Genomic DNA, 18449 nt, shown 5'->3' with positions numbered 1-18449 from the left:
CGTTGCCAGCGTGGCCCGCGCCGTGTTGACGCAAGGAGAGTGAGGATCGTTTGTCTGCCGCAACCGGACTGCAGACCGCGACGGTGAAGCATCCGGATGTGATGGCTCCGGTCATCGCGCTGGTCGACGAACTGCGGGAACTGGTCCGTTCGGGCGGTCGCAACGATCTCGACGCGCGCCTGGGCATGGTCAGGGCCAGGCTCAGCGATCCGCGCGTGCGGATCGTGGTCGTCGGCGAACCGCAGGCGGGGATGAGCACGCTGGTCAACAGCATGGTCGGGTCCCCGGTCAGCGCCACCGACGGCAAGCCCAGCGTGCCGGTGATCGTGGAATACGGCCAGGCGCCCAAGGCGACGCTGGTGAAATCCGCGCCCGGTGGCCGGGTCGAACGGGTCCCGGTGGACCCGCTGAACCCCTTGCCCGCATTGACCTCGCTGGGGATTCTGCGCGCGGAATTCGCCGAGCCGAGTCCGCTGCTGGCCGACGGCCTGGTGGTGATGGACGCCCCCGGCGCCACTGCCCACGAGGCCAGCGCCTGGTCGATGATCGCCGCCGCCGACGTGGTGCTGTACGCCGCCGACGCCGCCGCCGAACTCACCGCGGCCCAACTGGATTACCTGCGTCGGGTCGAGCAGGTGTGCCCGTCGGTGGTCTGCGTGCTCACCAAGATCGACCGCAATCCGCAGTGGTCGCTGACCCAGCGACGCAACCGCGCGCTGCTCGACGGCGCCGGACTGAACTTCGCGGTGGCGCCCGTGTCGGGTCTGCTGCACCACCAGGCCACCGAAAAGCGTGACCAGCAGCGCGATATCGAGTCCGGCGTACCGCAGCTCATCGACCACTTGCGCGAATACGTTGTCGCCCAAGCGGATTCGGTGGCAGTCGCGGCCGCGGCACGCGATATCGCCCTGATCACCGACCAGCTCACGGTCACCCTGCGCGCGGAGTCCGACACCCTGCGCGACCCCCGCAGACGCGCGGAGATCACCCAGCGCCTGGCCGCCGCGCGCACCGCCGCCGACCAGTTGCGCCAGCGCACCGCCACCTGGCAGGTCACCCTCGTGGACGGTGGTTCCGAGCTCAGCGCCGATATCGAACACGATCTGCGGCACCGTTTACGCAGCCTGGTCCGCGAGGCCGAGGCCGAGATCACCCGCACCGACCCCGCCCGCAAGTGGAACGAGTTCGCCACCGAACTCGACGCGCGGATCTGCGAGGCGGTCGAGGAGAACTTCGTGATGGCGCACTATCGCGCCGTGGAGCTCACCGAGCAGGTGGCCGCGAAGTTCCCGCCCGACAACCGCACCCCGCCGCTGCCCGAACTGCGCCTGACCAACCCCGGCGACGTGCTGGAACCGGTGCAACCGCTGGAATCCCTCGAAAGCGCCAAAGCCGGTGTGGGACAACAACTGTTGACCGCGCTGCGCGGCTCCTACGGCGGCATCCTGATGGTCGGTCTCGCGACCAGTCTGCTGGGCATGTCGCTGGTCAACTGGTATTCCGCGGGCGCGGGTGTGCTGCTGGGCGTGAACGCGCTGTGGGACGACCGCAAGAACCGCAAACAGCGCAGACAAGCCGAGGCGAAGGTGGCCGTGGCCCGCCTGGCCGACGACGTGATCTTCCAGGTGGGCAAGGAATCCCGCAACCGGCTGCGCGCGCTGCAACGAGCCCTGCGCGACCACTACACCGAGATCGCCGCCGAAGTGGGCCGCACCGCTGACGAGGCCCTGCGCGCCGCCGAGGAAACCGGCCTGCGGTACGGCGACCACCGCGAACTGCGCATCACCGAGATCGACGCGGGTCTGCGCACGATCGCCGGGCTGCGTCAGCGCGCCGAACGCCTCACCTACTGACTCAGGCCCGGTTGGCCGGGGAGTGCGCGGGCTGGAACTGGCCCGCGTTGCGCTGATCCTCGGCGCGGATCACGTGGGTCACCGCGTTGATCAAGGCCAGGTGGGTGAACGCCTGCGGGAAATTGCCCAGATGTCGGCCGGTGCGCGAGTCGATCTCCTCGGCATACAGCCGCAGGGGACTGGCCAACCCCAGCAGCCGTTCGCACAGATTCGTGGCCCGTTCGAGTTCGCCGATCTCCACCAGCGCCGAGACCAGCCAGAACGAGCAGATCGTGAACGTGCCCTCCTCGCCTTCGAGGCCGTCGTCGGTGGTGTCCACGTGATAGCGCAGCACCAGCCCGTTGACGGTGAGATGGTTGGCGATCGCCAGCACGGTGGCCCGGATGCGCGGGTCCTCCGGCGGTAGGAACCGGGTCAACACCACCAGCAGCAGCGAGGCGTCGAGGGTGTCCCCGCCGTAGGTCTGGGTGAACACGCCCTGATCGTTGACTCCGAATTCGAGCACATTCTCGCGGATCTCCTCCGCGATCTCGAACCACTCCGCCGCGCGTTCATGCTGCCCGTGCAACTGCGCCAGCCGCGCGCCACGGTCCAGTGCCACCCAGCACATCACCTTCGAGGAGGTGAAGTCCTTGGGTTCGCCGCGCACCTCCCAGATCCCGCGATCGGGCTTGCGCCAGTTGGCGATCGCCGCGTGCACGGTGCGTTCCAGCAGCGGCCACAGCGATTCGGGGACCTGGCCGCGCGATTTCACGTGCAGGTACACCGCGTCGAGCATGGTGCCCCAGATGTCGTGCTGGTCCTGGTCGTAGGCGGCATTGCCGATGCGGACCGGTTTCGCGCCGTCGTACCCGGACAGATTGGGCAGCTCGTATTCGGTGATGTGGCGTTCGCCGCCGATCCCGTAGAGCACCTGCAACGGCACCGCGTCACCGTTCTCGCCGGTGGTGACGTCATCGAGGAACGCGAAGAAGTCATTGGCCTCACGGTCGAGCCCCAAGGTGTACAGACCCCACAGCGCGAAGCTCGCGTCGCGCACCCAGGTGTAGCGGTAGTCCCAATTGCGGTGTCCGCCAGGGGTTTCCGGCAGCGAGGTGGTCGAGGCGGCCAGCAGTGCACCCGTGGGCGCGTAGGTCAGACCCTTGAGCGTGAGCGCGCTGCGCTGCAGATAGCTGCGCCACGGATGGTCGGGGAAATCGCCCTGGGTGATCCACCGCCGCCAGCATTCGGTGGTGGCCCACATCTTCTGCGCCGCGTCCTCGAAGGTGGCAGGCGCGGGCAGTTCCGACCAGGTCAGCGCGACGAAACGCTGATCGCCCTCGGCCATTCTGGTGCGCGCCCGCGCCTCTCGGCCTTCCAGACCTAGCCGCAGATCGGTGGTGAGCACCAGCGACGGCCCGTCATCGGGACCGCTGGACGCGCGCGCGGTCGCCTGCTCGTAGACCTTGCCGGTGTACTCCCATTTCGCCCCGCCCTGGTGATAGTCGAACGAGGGCTGGCAGCTCATCTCCAACTCGACCGTGCCGCTCACGCACTTGACCATGCGCAACAGAATGTGTTCGGCGTCCCAGTCCATCGGAGTGCGCCGGTGCGTCTTGGACCGGGCGATGTTGTTGTGCCATGGGCCCAGCACCAGCGCGTCACGCACCACCAGCCAACCGGTTTCGGTCTGCCAGGTGGTCTCCAGAATCATCCCGCCGGGCAGATACCGCCGGGCCGCGGGCACATTCTTGCCGTACGGCCCGATCCGGAAGTGGCCGGCGCTGCGGTCCAGGATCGCGCCGAACACGCTGGGGGAGTCGGGGCGTGGCACACACATCCACTCCACCGAACCGCTGCTGGCGATCAGACAGCTGGTTTCACAGTCGGACAGGAAGGCGTAGTCGTCGATCGGCGGAAAGGCGCCGCGACGGCCGCTCGAGGAGACCGGACTCAGAATCGGCAGGGCGTCAGCGCTGGAAGACTCCATACCCAATGATCACGGCGGACCGCGCGCACGTCCACCGCTGTACGCGGTGATCGCGACGGATCCGCTGGTCGCGGCCGGGGAATTCGCGTGCGCGGACGCGGGCGGCGAGGGCAGGTTCTGGCACCGACTAGGCTAGGCGGTGTGCAGCGCATCGCAGGTTGGTGGGACGGGTTCGAGCTCTGGGTAGCCGGGCTGCCCTTTATTCCGCAGTTCCTCGTGGTGCTGGTCGGCATGGTCCCGATCAGCTTCGCCCTTGCCTACCTGCTCGACCGCGCCCTGCGCGCGACCTTCCGACTGCTCGGCCGCGACGATCGAGACGATGCAGTCGAGCCGATGCCGGTGATGGTCGAACGTCCCACTGTTGGCAGCGGTGTGCGCTGATGCCACGTTCTCGCGTTCAACTCGCGCTCATCGCCCTGCTCGTACTCGTCGTCATCGCCTGGTTCTTCACGCGCTGACCGGCCGAGCAGGCGTTCTTCGATTGCGATCACCATGTCCGAATCTGCTACAGTCTGCGATGTGTCGTCGAGTGTCGCTCCGCAGATCCGCCATGAGTTGGCGTTGATCGCTGTCGGCAACCTCGCGGTCGCGGACATCCTCTGTCGATGATCGGCCACCGGACTCGCCTGCGCGTTTCTGCCCAGTAGACTGGCGCGCGCTTTCCTTTCGCAGTCGAGTCCGTCACTCCGGGGGCCAACCGGCCCGAGTCGCGCCCACTGTCGTGCCTTCCGCGCGCGGCAGGTCTACCGATCGACAGAAGCGTTTCCTGCCGCCACGAAAACCGTTGCGCGGCAGGTCCTTTCCCGAAAGGTTCACCCCGAGATGTCTCGCAACACCTGGATCGGCTCGCGCCGCCGCGCCGCCGCCATCGCCCTGACCGCCGTCGCCGCTGTCGCGCTGACCGCGTGCGGTGGTGGCGCCAGTGACTCCACCGATGGCGGCGCCGCGGTGGCCGACGGCAGCGGGGGCACCCTGAACCTGTACGCCTACGCCGTGCCCAAGCCGGGCTTCGACAAGGTCGTGCCCGAGTTCAACAAGACCGACGCGGGCAAGGGCGTGCAGGTCCAAGCCTCCTACGGCGCCTCGGGTGACCAGTCGCGCAAGGTCAAGGACGGCGCCGAGGCCGACGTCGTGAACTTCTCGGTCGAACCCGACATCACCCGCCTGGTCGACGCGGGCCTGGTCGACGCCACCTGGAACGCCGACGCCACCAAGGGCATCCCGTTCGGTTCGGTGGTGACCCTGGTGGTCCGCAAGGGCAACCCCAAGGGCATCAAGGACTGGGACGATCTGATCAAGCCGGGTGTCGAGGTCGTCACCCCGAACCCGTTCAGCTCGGGCTCGGCCAAGTGGAACCTGCTCGCGCCCTACGCCGCCAAGAGCGACGGCGGCAAGAACCAGCAGGCCGGCCTGGACTACCTGACCCAGCTGGTCTCGCCCGAACATGTGAAGGTGCAGCCCAAGTCGGGCCGCGAAGCCACCGAAACGTTCCTGCAGGGCACCGGTGACGTGCTGCTGAGCTACGAGAACGAGGCCATCTTCGCCGAGCGCAACGGCGACCCGATCGAGCACATCAACCCGTCGACCACGTTCAAGATCGAGAACCCGGTCGCGGTGCTGAAGAACTCCAAGAACCTGCCCAAGGCCACCGCGTTCCGCGACTTCCTGTTCACCCCCGAGGGCCAGAAGGCGTGGGCGCAGGCCGGTTTCCGCCCGGTCGACCCGAAGGTGGCCGCCGAGTTCGCCAAGGACTTCCCGACCCCGGCCAAGCTGTGGACCATCGACGACCTCGGTGGCTGGAAGGCCGTGGACAAGGATCTGTTCGCGCAGGGCACCGGCAAGGTCGCGGTCATCTACGACCAGGCCACCAAGTAAGCCGTGACCCCGCTCACACGTGATACTGGACAACTGTGACTGACAGCAGTGGGCCCGCCGGGACCGGAGAAACCTCCGATCCCGGCGGTGCCGTGAAACTGGACAAGAAGCCGCCGACCCCGCGTCGGCCTGCCCGGTCGTGGCTGCGTGTGAGCGGCTCGGTCGGCCCCGTCGGTATCGGTGTGGCGGTGATGTGGCTCAGCGTCATCGTGCTGCTGCCACTGGCCGCGCTGACCGTGAGCTCCTTCGAAGACGGCTGGTCCGGCTTCTGGGACGCGGTCTCCGCACCCTCGGCACTGGATTCGCTGAAGGTGACCATCGGTGTCTCGGTGATCGTCGCGGTGATCAATGTCTTGATGGGCACCCTGATCGCGTGGGTGCTGGTGCGCGACGAGTTCCCCGGCAAGGGCATCGTCAACGCGCTGATCGACCTGCCGTTCGCGCTGCCCACGATCGTCGCCTCGATCGTGCTGCTGGCGCTGTACGGCCCCAACAGCCCGTTCGACATCCACCTCAACGCCACCCAGCCCGGTCTGGTGGTGGCGCTGGCCTTCGTCACGCTGCCGTTCGTGGTGCGCTCGGTGCAGCCGGTGCTGATCGAGGTCGACAAGGAAGTGGAACAGGCCGCGCTCTCGCTGGGCGCGAGCAACTGGACGACGTTCCGTCGGATCGTGCTGCCCACCCTCACGCCCGCGATCATCTCCGGCGGCGGCCTGGCCTTCGCCAGGGCGATCGGCGAATTCGGCTCGGTGGTGCTGATCGGCGGCAATATTCCGCGTGAGACGCAGGTGACCTCGCAGTACATCCAGCAGCAGATCGAGGTCGACCGGCCGATCAACGCCGCGGCGGTGTCGGTGGTGCTGCTGGTGATCTCCTTCGCCACCCTGTTCGTGCTGCGGCTGCTGGCCGAGCGCGCGTCTCGAAAGGAGAGGGCCGCCGAATGAGGCTTTCCGTGTTCACTCGCCTTTCGCTGCGCACCGTGGCGCTGGGCTACCTGTTCGTGCTGCTGGTGTTGCCGCTGGCCATCATCTTGTTCCGCACCTTCGAGCGGGGGATCGGTGCGTTCCTCGACTCGATCACCACGCCCGCGGCGATCTCGGCGTTCCAGCTGTCGATGATCATCGTGGCCATCGTGGTACCGCTGAACGTGGTGTTCGGCGTGATCACGGCGCTTGCCCTGGTGCGCAGCAAGTTCCCCGGCCGCAATCTGGTCCAGGGCCTGGTAGACCTGCCGATCGCGACCTCGCCGGTGGTGGTCGGTGTCTCACTGATCCTGCTGTGGGGCGCGGGCGGGTGGTTCGGTGCGCTCGAGAACACCGGTTTCAAGGTGATCTTCAGCCTGCCGGGCATGGTGATCGCGACGATCTTCGTCACGCTGCCGTTCGTGGTGCGCGAGGTCGAACCGGTGCTGCACGAGATCGGCGAGGACCAGGAGATGGCCGCGGCGACGCTGGGCGCCAATCGCTGGCAGACGTTCTGGCGGATCACCCTGCCCGCGATCCGCTGGGGCCTGACCTACGGCGTGGTGCTCACCGTGGCGCGATCACTGGGCGAATTCGGCGCGGTGATCATGGTGTCGACCGCGCTGCCGGGCCAATCGCAGACACTGACCCTGCTGGTGCACGGCCGCTACATCAACGACCACAACACCTTCGGCGCCTACAGCGCGGCCACCCTGCTGATGGGCATGGCCCTGGTGGTTCTACTCCTGATGACTCTTCTCGAACGCAAACGGGGCCCCGAATGATCACCGTGACCAACGCGCGCAAGAACTACGGTTCCTTCGCCGCCCTCGACGATGTCAGCATCGACATCCCCTCCGGCGAACTGACCGCGCTGCTTGGCCCCTCCGGCTCGGGCAAGTCCACGCTGCTGCGCTCCATCGCGGGTCTCGAGTCGCTGGATTCGGGCATCGTGATGATCGCGGGCAAGGACGTCACCCGGGTCTCGCCGCAGAAGCGTGATATCGGCTTCGTGTTCCAGCACTACGCGGCGTTCAAGCACATGACCGTGCGCGACAACGTGGCCTTCGGGCTCACGATTCGCAAGCGGCCCAAGAAGGAGATCGAGAAGCGGGTCGACGAACTGCTGGGCATCGTCGGTCTCGACGGTTTCCAGCACCGCTACCCGGCGCAGCTGTCGGGCGGCCAACGTCAGCGCATGGCACTGGCCCGCGCGCTGGCCGTTGACCCGCAGGTGCTGCTGCTGGACGAGCCGTTCGGCGCGCTGGACGCCAAGGTGCGCACCGACCTGCGCCAGTGGCTGCGCAGGCTGCACGACGAGGTCCACGTGACCACGGTCCTGGTCACCCACGACCAGGAGGAGGCGCTGGACGTGGCCGACCGGATCGCGGTGATGAACAAGGGCCGCATCGAACAGGTCGGCACGCCCGAGCAGGTCTACGACCGGCCCGCCAACGAGTTCGTGATGTCCTTCCTGGGCGCGGTCGCACGCTTGAACGGCCACCTGGTCCGCCCGCACGACATTCGCGTCGGCCGCGATCCGTCCATGGCGATGGCCGAGCACGAGGGCACCGCCGAATCCGCCGGGGTCACCAGGGCCACGGTCGAACGGATCGTGCGGCTGGGCTTCGAGGTCCGCCTCGAGTTGCGCAACGCCGCCACCGGCGACCAGTTCGCCGCGCAGGTAACTCGCGGTGATGCTGCGGCACTGCATCTGAGCGAGGGCGAGACCGTCTACGCGCGCGCCACGCGCATTCCGGACCTCCCGCAGGACTGATCCACACCCGACGACCGGGGCCCGGCGACACAGTGTCGCCGGGCCCCGGTCGTGGTTTATCTGTGTACGCGGTACCGCCGCATCGGCGCAGGTTAACCGGTACCGGCAGTCCGCGGGCCGCCTCGACGCGCTCGGTGAGCATCGATTTTTCGCGTCTCACACCACTGTCCGCGCGACTGTGCATGACGCAGTGTCACAGGTAGAGGCACTTTTACTGGCCAGTAGCTTTCTCATCTGGGCTTTTGACGCGCCGGACACGCGAAATTCGGTAAATCACGGAGTTGACGTGACTCGTCGTAGGTGTAACCATTGGAAACAGTAAACGTCCCTAGAGGAGAGGCAGTGACGACGATGTCTGCGCCCACCACCCCTGACGTCGATCCTGTAGTCGTTCAGGCTCAGGCGTACGCCGAGAAGTTGCTGATGCTGTCCGAGGCATCGGTGGATCGCCACTTCGACCCGTTCGAGGACATCGACTGGGACGCCCCTGACTTCGACCCGAACTGCAAGCCCGAGCGCTGGGTCCTGGTCACCTCGGCCGACCCCATCGGTCGCCACCCCTGGTACCAGGCGCTGCCGCTGGACAAGAAGATCGAGATCGGCAAGGTCCGTCAGGCCAACGTCGCCAAGGTCGGCCTGCAGTTCGAGGCCATCCTGATCATCGGCATGATGCAGCACATCTTCAACCTGGACAACAACGATCCGGAGTTCCGGTACTGCTCGCACGAGATGATCGAAGAGCACAACCACACCCTGATGTTCCAGGAGATGGTCAACCGCGTCGCCGACGTGCCCGGCATGAACCCCGCCGTGCGTCGACTGCGCCACCTGGCCGCCCCGGTCGGCGCGCTCATGCCGAACCTGTTCTTCATGGCTGTGCTCGCCGGCGAAGAGCCGATCGACCACATCCAGAAGGACATCCTGCGCTCGGGTGACGACATCCACCCGATCATGCGCGGCGTGATGGCGATCCACGTGGCCGAGGAAGCTCGCCACATCTCCTTCGCCCACGAGTTCCTGAAGAAGAACGTTCCGGCCCAGCCCGCGTTCAACAAGGCCGTGCTCTCGATCGCCATGCCGATCGTGATGTTCATCCTCGGCCGCGCGATCGCGACCCCGCCGAAGACCTTCTTCAAGCAGTTCGACATGCCGAAGGAAGTCCGCAAGGACCTGTTCTACGGTTCCAAGGAAGCCAAGCGCACCTTCGCCGACTACTACGTCGACGTGCGCGCGCTGGCCGAGGAGATCGGTCTGATGAACCCGGTCGCGCGCAAGGTGTGGAAGCTGCTCGGTATCGACGGTCCGTCCAGCCGGTACCGCTCGGAGCCCAAGCGCTCTGCGAAGCACGCTGCCTGAGACGATAGAGATATGCCATACGTTGTCACCCAGTCATGCTGTAGTGACGCCTCGTGCGTCTACGCATGCCCGGTCAACTGCATTCATCCGACGCCGGACGAGCCGGATTTCCGTACCGCAGAAATGCTGTACGTCGATCCGGCCGCCTGCGTGGACTGTGGCGCCTGCGCCACCGCGTGCCCTGTCGACGCGATCACTTCCTCCAAGAAGCTGACCGAAGAGCAGAAGCCGTTCATCGAGATCAACGCTGATTTCTACCGGGTCCAGCGCGACCGTCCGACGCTGGCCGCGCCGGTGATGCCGCCCGCGATCGACACGCAGCGCTCCCCGTTGCGTGTCGCCATCGTCGGTTCGGGCCCGTCGGCGATGTACGCCGCCGACGAGCTGCTCACCCAGCCCGGTGTCGCGGTCACGATGTTCGACCGGCTGCCGCAGGCCTACGGTCTGGCGCGCCTGGGAGTGGCCCCCGATCACAAGCACACGCGCAAGGTCGCCGACCTGTTCGACGTCATGTCCAAGCAGGACGATTTCGGCACCTACCTCGATGTGGAGATCGGCAAGCACATCAGCCATGCCGAGCTGCTCGAGCACTTCCACGGTGTGATCTACGCCGTGGGCGCGTCCGCGGATCGCAAGCTGAACATCCCCGGCGAAGGACTGCCCGGCAATGTGTCGGCCACCGACTTCGTGGCCTGGTACAACGGCCATCCCGAGCACGCCGACGACCAGTTCGATCTGGATCAGAAGCGCGTGGTCATCGTGGGCAACGGCAACGTCGCTCTCGATGTCGCGCGCATCCTGACCGTGGATCCGGCGCTGCTCGCCGATACCGACATCGCGCCGCACGCGCTGAAGGCCTTGCGCGAGAGCAAGATCGAAGAGGTCGTGATCCTGGGCCGTCGTGGCCCCGCGGAGTCCGCGTTCACGGTGCCCGAGTTCGTCGGCCTGCTGGCCGCCGATATCGACATCGCGATCGAGGGCGAGCTGCCGCCGGTCACGCCGGAACTGCCGTACAAGGTCGAGCAGAAGCTGCGCCTGCTGCACAGCGTCGCGAATCGCCCGTACGGTCAGCGCAAGCGCATCGTGTTCCGCTACCTGTCCTCGCCGGTGGAGATCGTCGGCACCGACACGGTGACCGGGGTGCGCGTGGAGCGCAACGAACTGACCGCCGATGCCGAAGGTCGCGTGTCCGCCACGCCGACCGGTGAGACCACCCTGCTGGAAGCCGGGGTCGTGCTGACCTCGGTCGGCTACCGAGGGGTGCCGACCGAGGGACTGCCGTTCGACGACGCCCGCGCGGTGATCCCGAACACGGCCGGTCGGGTGCTGACCGCGCCCGGCGGCGAGGTCTTCCCCGGTACGTACGTGACCGGGTGGATCAAGCGTGGTCCGACCGGCTTCATCGGGACCAACAAGTCGTGCGCGCAGGAAACCGTGCAGCAGCTCGCCGATGATTTCAACGGTGGGGTGCTGCGGGCACCGGTGCGCGACGCGCAGGAATTCGACCGGCTCGTGCGGGCTCGTCGTCCGCAGGCGGTGCCCGGTGGGGCGGCGCTTCCGCAGCATGATCGGACGTTCAAGAGTCTGTTCACTCGCGGCTGACGTTTTCTCGGATAGCAAGGCCCGCAACATCAATGGTGATGTTGCGGGCCTTGTTCGTTGTCGTGCCTGTCGTGTCACTGCGCGGTGAAACCGCCGTCTGCCGTGATCGCCGCACCGGTGACGAACGAGGCCTCGCGGCTGAGCAGGAACGCGCACAGTGCCGCGATCTCCTCGGGTCGCGCGATCCGGCCCAGCGGGTGCAGTGCCGCGATGGCCGCCTCGCCCTCGGGTGTCGCGCCCATCGACGCGCGGAACGCGGGGGTGTCGACCGCGCCGGAGACCAGCGCGTTCACCCGCACGCCCGCTGCCGCGGTCTCCAACGCCACCGACCGGGTGAGCCCGACCACCGCGTGCTTGGCCGCGACATACGGTGCCACCGAAGCCATTCCGACCACGCCCAGGTTGGAGGCGTTGTTGAGAATCGAGCCGCCGCCCGAGGCCAGGATCGCCGGGACCTGGTGGCGCAGTCCGTAGAACACCCCGTGGAGATTGAGGTCCATGTCGGCACGCCAGTCGGCGTCGCTGATGTCGGCGATCGAACCGAAGGCGTGCACGGCGCCCGCGTTGTTGAACGCCGCGTCGAGGCGGCCGTATTCGGTGAGCGCGGCCTGGGTCAGCCGTTCGACGTCGGCGTCGACGGTGACATCGGTGGCCACGAACAGCGCCCGCCCGCCTGCCGTCCTGATCTGCTCGGCGACCTGTTCGCCCTGATCCTTGCCGCGCGAACCCAGCACCACCGCGGCACCTTCGGCGGCGACCCGCAGTGCGACCGCCTTGCCGATGCCGGAGCCCGCTCCGGTGATGAGAACGACCTGGTCGGCGAATCGAGTGGACATGCGTAGTGCCTTCTTTCCCTTGATGTTTCGCGTTCGCGGTCGATGTCTGTCCGCGGTTTCAGTCAACCGCCGGGCGCGAGGCGGTGCTGGCGGGAATCGGTCGCTGCGTTGACGCGTCATCGGAAATCGGTTCTACTGCGATATACGGGGAACGAAATCCGCCGTCGATGAAATCGCTTAGGTAGTAAATGAATTGGTTACCGGTCGGTAAGTGCAATTAATAGCACCAATAACAAACTCTAGGAATGTATTGAATGGGGGCTGAGCCCGATTACTCGCAGGTAGCTGCCTCTCGGAGTCTGCACGTAGGCACCGAGGCGTTCAGGGGGCTGGATATTTAAGCTTCAACCACTCCACCTGCGTGAATCATCCCATGACGCCTCATGATTGCCGGTTTCGTATCAATCCGGCAGCAATTCGCGGACACGGCAGTTAATCTAGGCGAGCTGTTTGGAAGACGACCGCGGCCACATGAGTGCGCTCGCGTGCTGGACGTGGTCACGGTGCGTTGACGGGATAGCAAAAACATGACCAGAGGTCTTGGCTTGAGTATCGGTGCGGTCAATGCGATTTCGGCGGTAGTCGCCGAAGATCCGGCCAAACCGACGGTGCGCGCACGGCGCACCGCACTGACATTCGACGACGCGGGCAAACCCCGCATCGGCGCCATCAACGAGTTCGCCTCGGCGATCACCGATTTCGCGGACCTCACCCGCGAACCGGAGCCGATGGTGATCGGTGGACGGTTCTACTCGGCCACCAACCTGATCGCCGCGGTGGTCACCGGCCTGATCGAACTGGCCGAACCACCGGCCGGCATCGTGCTGACCTATCCGGCGGTGTACTCCGATAAACAGGTGGCGCTGTTAGGACAGGCGCTGCATCTCGCGGGCGCCGGACAGGTACTGCTCGCCCCCGAACCGGTCGCCGCCGCGGAATGGTTGGAGATCGACCGCGGGCCGCTGGAACCGGGCTTCGTGCTCGTCTACGACCTCGGCGCCACCAGCCTCGACCTCACGGTCCTGCGCGTCGGGCCGGACTGGCCGCACCACCCGATGGTCGGAACCCCTATGCGGTCCACTGATTTCGGTGGCAAGCCGCTGGGGGAGATGGTCGCCCGATACGCGGGCGAACCGGGTCAGGGTCGGGCGACGCACACTCTCACCTCCATGGTGAACATCGACGCGCTGCGTGCCGAACACATCCGCGACACCTTCCCGCTGGTCAGCAAGGCCATGTCCGCGGCGGGCCTGCGGTTGGCGGATCTGTCGCGCATCCTGGTCGTCGGCGGGGCCTCACGCCCACCCGAAGTCGCTCGCACCCTGGCCGAGCTCGGCGTACCGCTGGTGACCGTCGCCGATCCCGGTCAGGTGATCGCCGCGGGCGCAGCCGGTTTGGCCGCTCGCACCTTCGCCCCCGAGCAGCCCAGTGGTAGCGCTGTCCCGCACGTCGCGGTGTTCTCCAGTGCCGCAGTGGTTTCCGCGCTGGCCATGTCGGCGATGACGGTGTTCGGCAGTCCGTTCGATCCCGGCCTGATGCCTGTCCTTGACCGCTTCCCGGCACTGGGTGCGCCCGTCGACGCGCTGCTGTACGACATGAGCGCCGACCTGCTGGCGGCCCAAACCGCCGGTCTGGTCAGCGATGTCGACCCGCTGACAGGTCGGATCCGGGTGGCAGGCGCGATCGCGGCGCGCAGTGCGTACGAGAAGTTCATCGCGCCGGCGACAACGGCCGGCGTGAAGGGTCGTCCCGGCTCCACGGGTGCCGATCGTGCCGACCGTGGTGGCCCGGGGCATCAGGATGTTCGCAACGACTGCAAGTCGCTGGTGCTGGCTCGCAGCACCTATGGCGACCCGGCTCGCTTCATCAACCCGCTGCCGTTCTTCGGGCAGCAGGCGACGCAGCCGCAGAACACCCCGACCAATCCTGGTGCGCCGGAACTGCCGCAGGGTGGGCCGATCTCGGCTCCGGGGCCGTTGCCGGAAATGCCGGGTGTGCCGACCGTGCCCGGTGCTGGGGTTCCCGCGCCCGGTACCGCACCTGCGCCGGGTACAGCGCCTGCGCCAGGAACCGCACCCGCGCCCGGCACAGCGCCGGCGCCTGGAACGGCACCCGCTGATGGAGCGTCGGCTCCGAGTACCGGCGGAAGTGACACGGGGACAGCACCTTCCGCTCCGGGTACGTCGACCGGCGGAACAGACGGCACCACCTCGGGCGGGACGCCGACCGGTGGCACCGTTGATGGTGGCACTGCGGGTGGTGGCACTGCGGGCGGATCTACCGGTGGCACCGACACTTCCGGTGGTTCCACAGGTGGCGATACCTCCGGCGGCGGCGCGTCGAGCGGCGGTAGCGATGGTGGTGGTGCGTCGTCCGGTGGCAGCGACGGCGGTGCTTCCGGTGGTGGTGCATCCGGCGGCGGCAGCGACGCTGGTGCGTCCGGTGGTGGTGCGTCGGGCGGTACATCGAGTGGCGGTTCCGACGGCGGTGCCTCCACCGGTGGTGCGTCGAGCGGTGGCGATTCCTCAGGCGGGGGAGCCTCTTCGGGTGGGGGAGCATCCTCGGGTGGCGATTCCTCCGGCGGGACATCAGGCGGCACGTCGTCCGGCGGCGCGGACAGCGGCGGTTCGACCGGCGGCGCATCATCGGGCGGTTCGACCGGCGGTGCATCGTCGGGCGGCTCCGCAGGCGGCGGTGGTGGCGACGGTGGTGGCGGTGGCGGCTCTCGCCGCTGACCTCGCCTACCTGGCTGGCGACGGGAGTGGGCTTCCGGCTGAATGCATCCCCGCGCGGCCTCTGGTGTGAGAGGGAGCCGGAGCAGTGGGAGTAGTGGTGGCTCTCGCTGCACACCGCGCTGCCGATGCGGGGACGGAATCTCGCCGCTCGTGCGGCAACGGGTCGAGGCTGCGGGGCTTCACCGGCAGGGCTGGTCGGCAGAGCGCAGGCGTAGCCCGGGTAGTGCTGGTGGGAAATCGGCGTGGGTGTCGGTGCGGGCGGGCACAATGGGTCGGTGGCTTCAGTTGGGGGCGCGCCGAAACTGATCGCGCTGGATGTGGATGGGACCCTGCTGTCGACGGGGGTCGGGATCAGTGCGCGGGTGGGCGCGGTGGTGCGGGCGGCGGTGTCGGCGGGGGCGCATGTGGTCGTCACGACCGGGCGCACCCTGCTCACCACCCGCCCGGTGTTGCGCGAACTGGGTCTGTCGCACGGACATGCGTTGTGCTCCAACGGTGCCGTGCACATCGACGTGGCACGCGGCGAGCCGGTCGCGGTGCAGTCGTTCGATCCGGCCCCGGCGGTGCACGCGCTGCGCACCCTGTTCCCGGAGATGATCTTCGCCGCGGAACGGGTCGGCATCGGCACCTGGGCAACCGGGCACAGCCCCGGTGAGTTCTCGATCGGCGACTTCCGCCTGGTCGACCACCGGACCCTGAGCAGTCAACCGACCCCACGCCTGAACGGTTGGTGGCCCGCGGGCACCCCCGAGGAAATGCTGCGCCTGCTCGAAACCTTCGAGGTTCCCGACGCCTCCTGGGTGCACGGCGAGTACGGCCCCTGGCTCACCGTCTCCCGCCGCGGCGTCTCCAAAGGCTGGGCCCTGGAACAACTTCGCCTGCACCTGGGCATCGAACCCGAGGCGACCCTGGCCATCGGCGACGGCTTCAACGACCGCGAAATGCTGCGCTGGGCAGCCCATTCGGTAGCCATGTCGGGCTCACCCGACGAAGTACTAGCCCTGGCCGACGAGGTCACCGGCAATGTCAGCGAGGACGGCGTAGCCACCGTCCTCGAACGCTGGTTCGCCTGACTCCAGCTCGCCATCACCACGCGGTGCGGGTCGGCCGTGGCCCGAGTGTTCCGCCAAGCGAATGACCGTCGCGCCGCCATTGCCGCGACGGTCATCGGCTGACCTCCCACCGCGCCGCCATTGCCGCGACGGTCATCGGCTGACCTCCCACCGCGCCGCCATTGCCGGGACGGGCACCCGTCACCTAGTGACCCCTCGGCGACGACAGGTAAGTCCGGGCGATCCCCCTTCGACCGCCCGCACCCACTACGTGCGGTCGATGCGCGCGGCCAGCGACCCGACCACCGCACTGGCCAGTACCGCCTGCCCGTTCGTCGCGAAGTGGATGAGGTCGGCGCTCATCACCTCCGGCCGCAACCGCAGCGGATGATCCCAGAGTTCGGTGAGCACGGCATCGAACTCGGTGGCCACCGACCGCAGCACCTCGTTGAGCGCGGCCATCCGTTCGCGCATGGGTCGCATCGGCGCCATGCGTTCGGAGTCCCACACGTCGCACATCGTGAAGATCGACAGCTGCGCTCCGGTGGCGGACAGGGCGGTGAGGATCGTCGACAGGTTCTCGTGCACCTGATCGACATCGCCGCCCGCGGTGAACAGATCGTTCCCGCCGCAACTGACATGCACGAGATCCGGTGCGAATTCCAGTATTTCGTTCAGCTGCTGCTCGATGACCTGACCGCTGGTAGCCCCGATTCGGCCGGTATTGCGGTAGGCCAGTGCGGGATTCGCGACGGTGAGGTCGGCCGCAACTCGCTGCGCCCAGCCGGTCGGGGCATACCCCGGGCTCGGGTCGCCGATGCCCGCGGCGATCGAATCACCCAGCACCGCGAAGCGCTGCCACGGGGCTCCGGCGAGCAGTGCTGTTCGTTGATCCGGTGGCAGTACCAAGGGATCGTTGGCCTCGGCGGTGAAGTCGTTCGCGGACAGTGAAGTGCTGGTGGACATGTCGCTCTCCCTACGTCAGTTGGTCGAAGTGGTTCGGGCAGGCAGCGCCAGCAGCAAGGCCACGGCGAAGTTGATCACCGCGCATACCGCGAACAGCACGTGAAAGCCACGCAGCGCATCGTGGGAGGCAGCGAAGATCGCCGCCAGCATGGCGATACCGAGTGCCCCGCCTACCTGGCGAGCGGTGAGATTCATGCCGACGCCGGCCGCGAACTGTTGTGGGGGAACAGAACTCGCCGCCGCGGTCCCGAGCACGGTGACCACGATCCCGACGCCACCACCACCGAGCAGACCCGCCGGGACCCATGCCGACCACAGCGCGGGTGCGTGTCCGAAGGCGTCGGTGCTCATCCAGGCCAGCGAGACCGTCGCCATCAGCGCTCCGAGCACGCCCACCCACCGCTGGCCGCTGGGCGTGGTGATTCGTCCCGCGACAACCGCTGTGACCATCGACGCCACCGCGCCCACGGTCAGCGCCGCCGCCGACTCGAGTACCGAGTAGTGCCAGATCGCGTTCAGGAACAGCGGCCCGGCCAGCAACCACGCGAACATCGAGGCACCGAACAGGAACGAGCCCGCGTTGGCCAGCGCGAATTGCCTGTTCCGCCACAGTGATACAGCGATCGCGGGGCTGACATGCGTCCGCGAACGAACCAGCGCGAACATGGTCAAAGCGCCGCCACCCAGCAACGCGACCAGCGTGCCGGGCGCGCTCCACCCCCACGACTGGCCTTCGGTGACCGCGGCGACCAGCGCGCCGAGCCCGACCGCGATGGCCAGGGTGCCCAGCGGGTCAGGCAGCAGCGCATCGCGCGCAGCCTTGTCGCCACCGGGCAACCGCAGCCCCGGCACGATCAGCGCCACCGCGATCGGCACATTGATCAGGAACACCGCGCGCCAGCCGAACGCTTCGACCAGCGCACCACCCAGCGCGGGCCCGACCACCGCCGCGAACCCACCCGCGGCCGACCAGGCGCCGATCGCGGCCCCGATCTTCTCCCGCGGGGTGGCCTCGAGGACGAGTCCCAGCGCCGCGGGAACCATGAACGCCGCCGCGACGCCTTGAAGAACGCGACCCGCGATGAGCCAGTCCGCGCCGGGTGCCAGCCCACACAGCAGCGAGGTGATGGCGAATCCGGCCAGGGCCAGCGCGAACAGGCGGCGACGACCCAATGCGTCAGCGAGGCGTCCGGCCGGGGTGAGCAGGGCCGCGAACGCGATCGCGTAACCGCTGACGATCCAGGTCAGCGTCGCGGTGTCGGTGCCGGGGTAGCTCGTCGCGATGGTCGGGAACGCGATATTGACCACGGATAGATCGAGGAAAGCGATGAATGCCGCGCCCGCGGCCACCGCGAGGGTGCGGCCCGCGGCACTGGTGTCGGGCACCTTGGTGCCCAGTGGTTCTTCGGGCCGAGCTGACACGTCGGTCATGCGGAGTCCTTCGAGGAGGAGAAATAAGAGCGTAC

At 67.6% G+C, this 18449-nt stretch carries 15 protein-coding genes; 11 read left to right on the top strand and 4 right to left on the bottom strand.

The genetic code is table 11. The annotated features are described in order from the left end of the window. Window positions 1–50 precede the first annotated feature (50 nt). On the top strand, window positions 51–1853 hold the full coding sequence (locus ACFWVD_RS23100; protein WP_379246001.1) for a hypothetical protein: 1803 nt from the start codon (window positions 51–53) through the stop codon (window positions 1851–1853). A gap of 1 nt (window position 1854) precedes the next feature. Here ACFWVD_RS23100 and ACFWVD_RS23095 read toward each other — a convergent pair whose 3' ends face one another. Then, window positions 1855–3822: a glycoside hydrolase family 15 protein gene (locus ACFWVD_RS23095; protein ID WP_379245999.1), complete on the bottom strand. Its 1968-nt coding sequence runs from the start codon at window positions 3820–3822 to the stop codon at window positions 1855–1857. Window positions 3823–3963: 141 nt separating this feature from the next. On the opposite strand from ACFWVD_RS23095, the gene ACFWVD_RS23090 reads away from it, so the two are divergent. The 8 genes from ACFWVD_RS23090 to ACFWVD_RS23055 all read left to right on the top strand — a co-directional run bounded on the left by ACFWVD_RS23090 (window position 3964) and on the right by ACFWVD_RS23055 (window position 11394). Beyond that, window positions 3964–4203, top strand: a complete 240-nt coding sequence (locus ACFWVD_RS23090; RefSeq protein ID WP_379245997.1) for a hypothetical protein — start codon at window positions 3964–3966, stop codon at window positions 4201–4203. 138 nt (window positions 4204–4341) lie between these two features. Then, on the top strand, window positions 4342–4431 hold the full coding sequence (locus ACFWVD_RS23085; RefSeq protein WP_019045829.1) for an Ms4533A family Cys-rich leader peptide: 90 nt from the start codon (window positions 4342–4344) through the stop codon (window positions 4429–4431). A 213-nt stretch (window positions 4432–4644) separates the two neighbouring features. Further along, the gene (locus ACFWVD_RS23080) at window positions 4645–5697 is read left to right on the top strand and encodes a sulfate ABC transporter substrate-binding protein (protein WP_379245995.1); all 1053 of its coding nucleotides are present in this window, start codon (window positions 4645–4647) and stop codon (window positions 5695–5697) included. A gap of 92 nt (window positions 5698–5789) precedes the next feature. After that, window positions 5790–6641 (top strand): sulfate ABC transporter permease subunit CysT, encoded by an 852-nt coding sequence (gene cysT, locus ACFWVD_RS23075; protein ID WP_379246092.1) that lies wholly within the window; start codon window positions 5790–5792, stop codon window positions 6639–6641. Then, the gene (gene cysW, locus ACFWVD_RS23070; protein ID WP_379245993.1) at window positions 6638–7444 is read left to right on the top strand and encodes a sulfate ABC transporter permease subunit CysW; all 807 of its coding nucleotides are present in this window, start codon (window positions 6638–6640) and stop codon (window positions 7442–7444) included. The genes cysT and cysW overlap by 4 nt, the downstream gene beginning before the upstream one ends. Beyond that, window positions 7441–8436, top strand: coding sequence for a sulfate/molybdate ABC transporter ATP-binding protein (locus ACFWVD_RS23065; protein WP_379245991.1), 996 nt, complete (start codon window positions 7441–7443; stop codon window positions 8434–8436). The genes cysW and ACFWVD_RS23065 overlap by 4 nt, the downstream gene beginning before the upstream one ends. 351 nt (window positions 8437–8787) lie before the next feature. Next, complete coding sequence (locus ACFWVD_RS23060; RefSeq protein ID WP_379246090.1) at window positions 8788–9792, top strand: diiron oxygenase; 1005 nt, start codon at window positions 8788–8790, stop codon at window positions 9790–9792. Between the two features lie 12 nt (window positions 9793–9804). Then, a complete protein-coding gene (locus ACFWVD_RS23055; protein ID WP_379245989.1) occupies window positions 9805–11394 on the top strand; it encodes an FAD-dependent oxidoreductase in 1590 nt (529 codons plus the stop codon). A 74-nt stretch (window positions 11395–11468) separates the two neighbouring features. Here the strand turns inward: ACFWVD_RS23055 and ACFWVD_RS23050 are convergent, their stop codons facing one another. Continuing rightward, window positions 11469–12230 carry a glucose 1-dehydrogenase gene (locus ACFWVD_RS23050; RefSeq protein ID WP_379245988.1) on the bottom strand — a complete coding sequence of 254 codons (762 nt, stop codon included), beginning with the start codon at window positions 12228–12230 and terminating at the stop codon, window positions 11469–11471. 527 nt (window positions 12231–12757) lie between these two features. On the opposite strand from ACFWVD_RS23050, the gene ACFWVD_RS23045 reads away from it, so the two are divergent. After that, window positions 12758–14965: an Hsp70 family protein gene (locus ACFWVD_RS23045; protein ID WP_379245986.1), complete on the top strand. Its 2208-nt coding sequence runs from the start codon at window positions 12758–12760 to the stop codon at window positions 14963–14965. Between the two features lie 275 nt (window positions 14966–15240). Next, complete coding sequence (locus ACFWVD_RS23040) at window positions 15241–16038, top strand: HAD family hydrolase (RefSeq protein ID WP_379245984.1); 798 nt, start codon at window positions 15241–15243, stop codon at window positions 16036–16038. A gap of 246 nt (window positions 16039–16284) precedes the next feature. Here the strand turns inward: ACFWVD_RS23040 and ACFWVD_RS23035 are convergent, their stop codons facing one another. Both ACFWVD_RS23035 and ACFWVD_RS23030 read right to left on the bottom strand, forming a co-directional pair. After that, window positions 16285–16983, bottom strand: coding sequence for an SGNH/GDSL hydrolase family protein (locus ACFWVD_RS23035; protein WP_379245982.1), 699 nt, complete (start codon window positions 16981–16983; stop codon window positions 16285–16287). Window positions 16984–16998: 15 nt separating this feature from the next. Beyond that, window positions 16999–18414 carry an MFS transporter gene (locus ACFWVD_RS23030; RefSeq protein WP_379245980.1) on the bottom strand — a complete coding sequence of 472 codons (1416 nt, stop codon included), beginning with the start codon at window positions 18412–18414 and terminating at the stop codon, window positions 16999–17001. Window positions 18415–18449 lie beyond the last annotated feature (35 nt).

It is taken from the genome of Nocardia sp. NPDC058666 (assembly GCF_042714895.1).
Lineage (GTDB): Bacteria > Actinomycetota > Actinomycetes > Mycobacteriales > Mycobacteriaceae > Nocardia.
This window is presented reverse-complemented; position numbering and strand designations above follow the sequence as displayed.

Coding starts and splice junctions, on each gene's coding strand:
- ACFWVD_RS23095 (WP_379245999.1), bottom strand. CDS start 3,822: ATGGAGTCTTCCAGCGCTGACGCCCTGCCGATTCTGAGTCCGGTCTCC.
- ACFWVD_RS23080 (WP_379245995.1), top strand. CDS start 4,645: ATGTCTCGCAACACCTGGATCGGCTCGCGCCGCCGCGCCGCCGCCATC.
- cysW (WP_379245993.1), top strand. CDS start 6,638: ATGAGGCTTTCCGTGTTCACTCGCCTTTCGCTGCGCACCGTGGCGCTG.
- ACFWVD_RS23065 (WP_379245991.1), top strand. CDS start 7,441: ATGATCACCGTGACCAACGCGCGCAAGAACTACGGTTCCTTCGCCGCC.
- ACFWVD_RS23060 (WP_379246090.1), top strand. CDS start 8,788: ATGTCTGCGCCCACCACCCCTGACGTCGATCCTGTAGTCGTTCAGGCT.
- ACFWVD_RS23055 (WP_379245989.1), top strand. CDS start 9,805: ATGCCATACGTTGTCACCCAGTCATGCTGTAGTGACGCCTCGTGCGTC.
- ACFWVD_RS23050 (WP_379245988.1), bottom strand. CDS start 12,230: ATGTCCACTCGATTCGCCGACCAGGTCGTTCTCATCACCGGAGCGGGC.
- ACFWVD_RS23045 (WP_379245986.1), top strand. CDS start 12,758: ATGACCAGAGGTCTTGGCTTGAGTATCGGTGCGGTCAATGCGATTTCG.
- ACFWVD_RS23035 (WP_379245982.1), bottom strand. CDS start 16,983: ATGTCCACCAGCACTTCACTGTCCGCGAACGACTTCACCGCCGAGGCC.
- ACFWVD_RS23030 (WP_379245980.1), bottom strand. CDS start 18,414: ATGACCGACGTGTCAGCTCGGCCCGAAGAACCACTGGGCACCAAGGTG.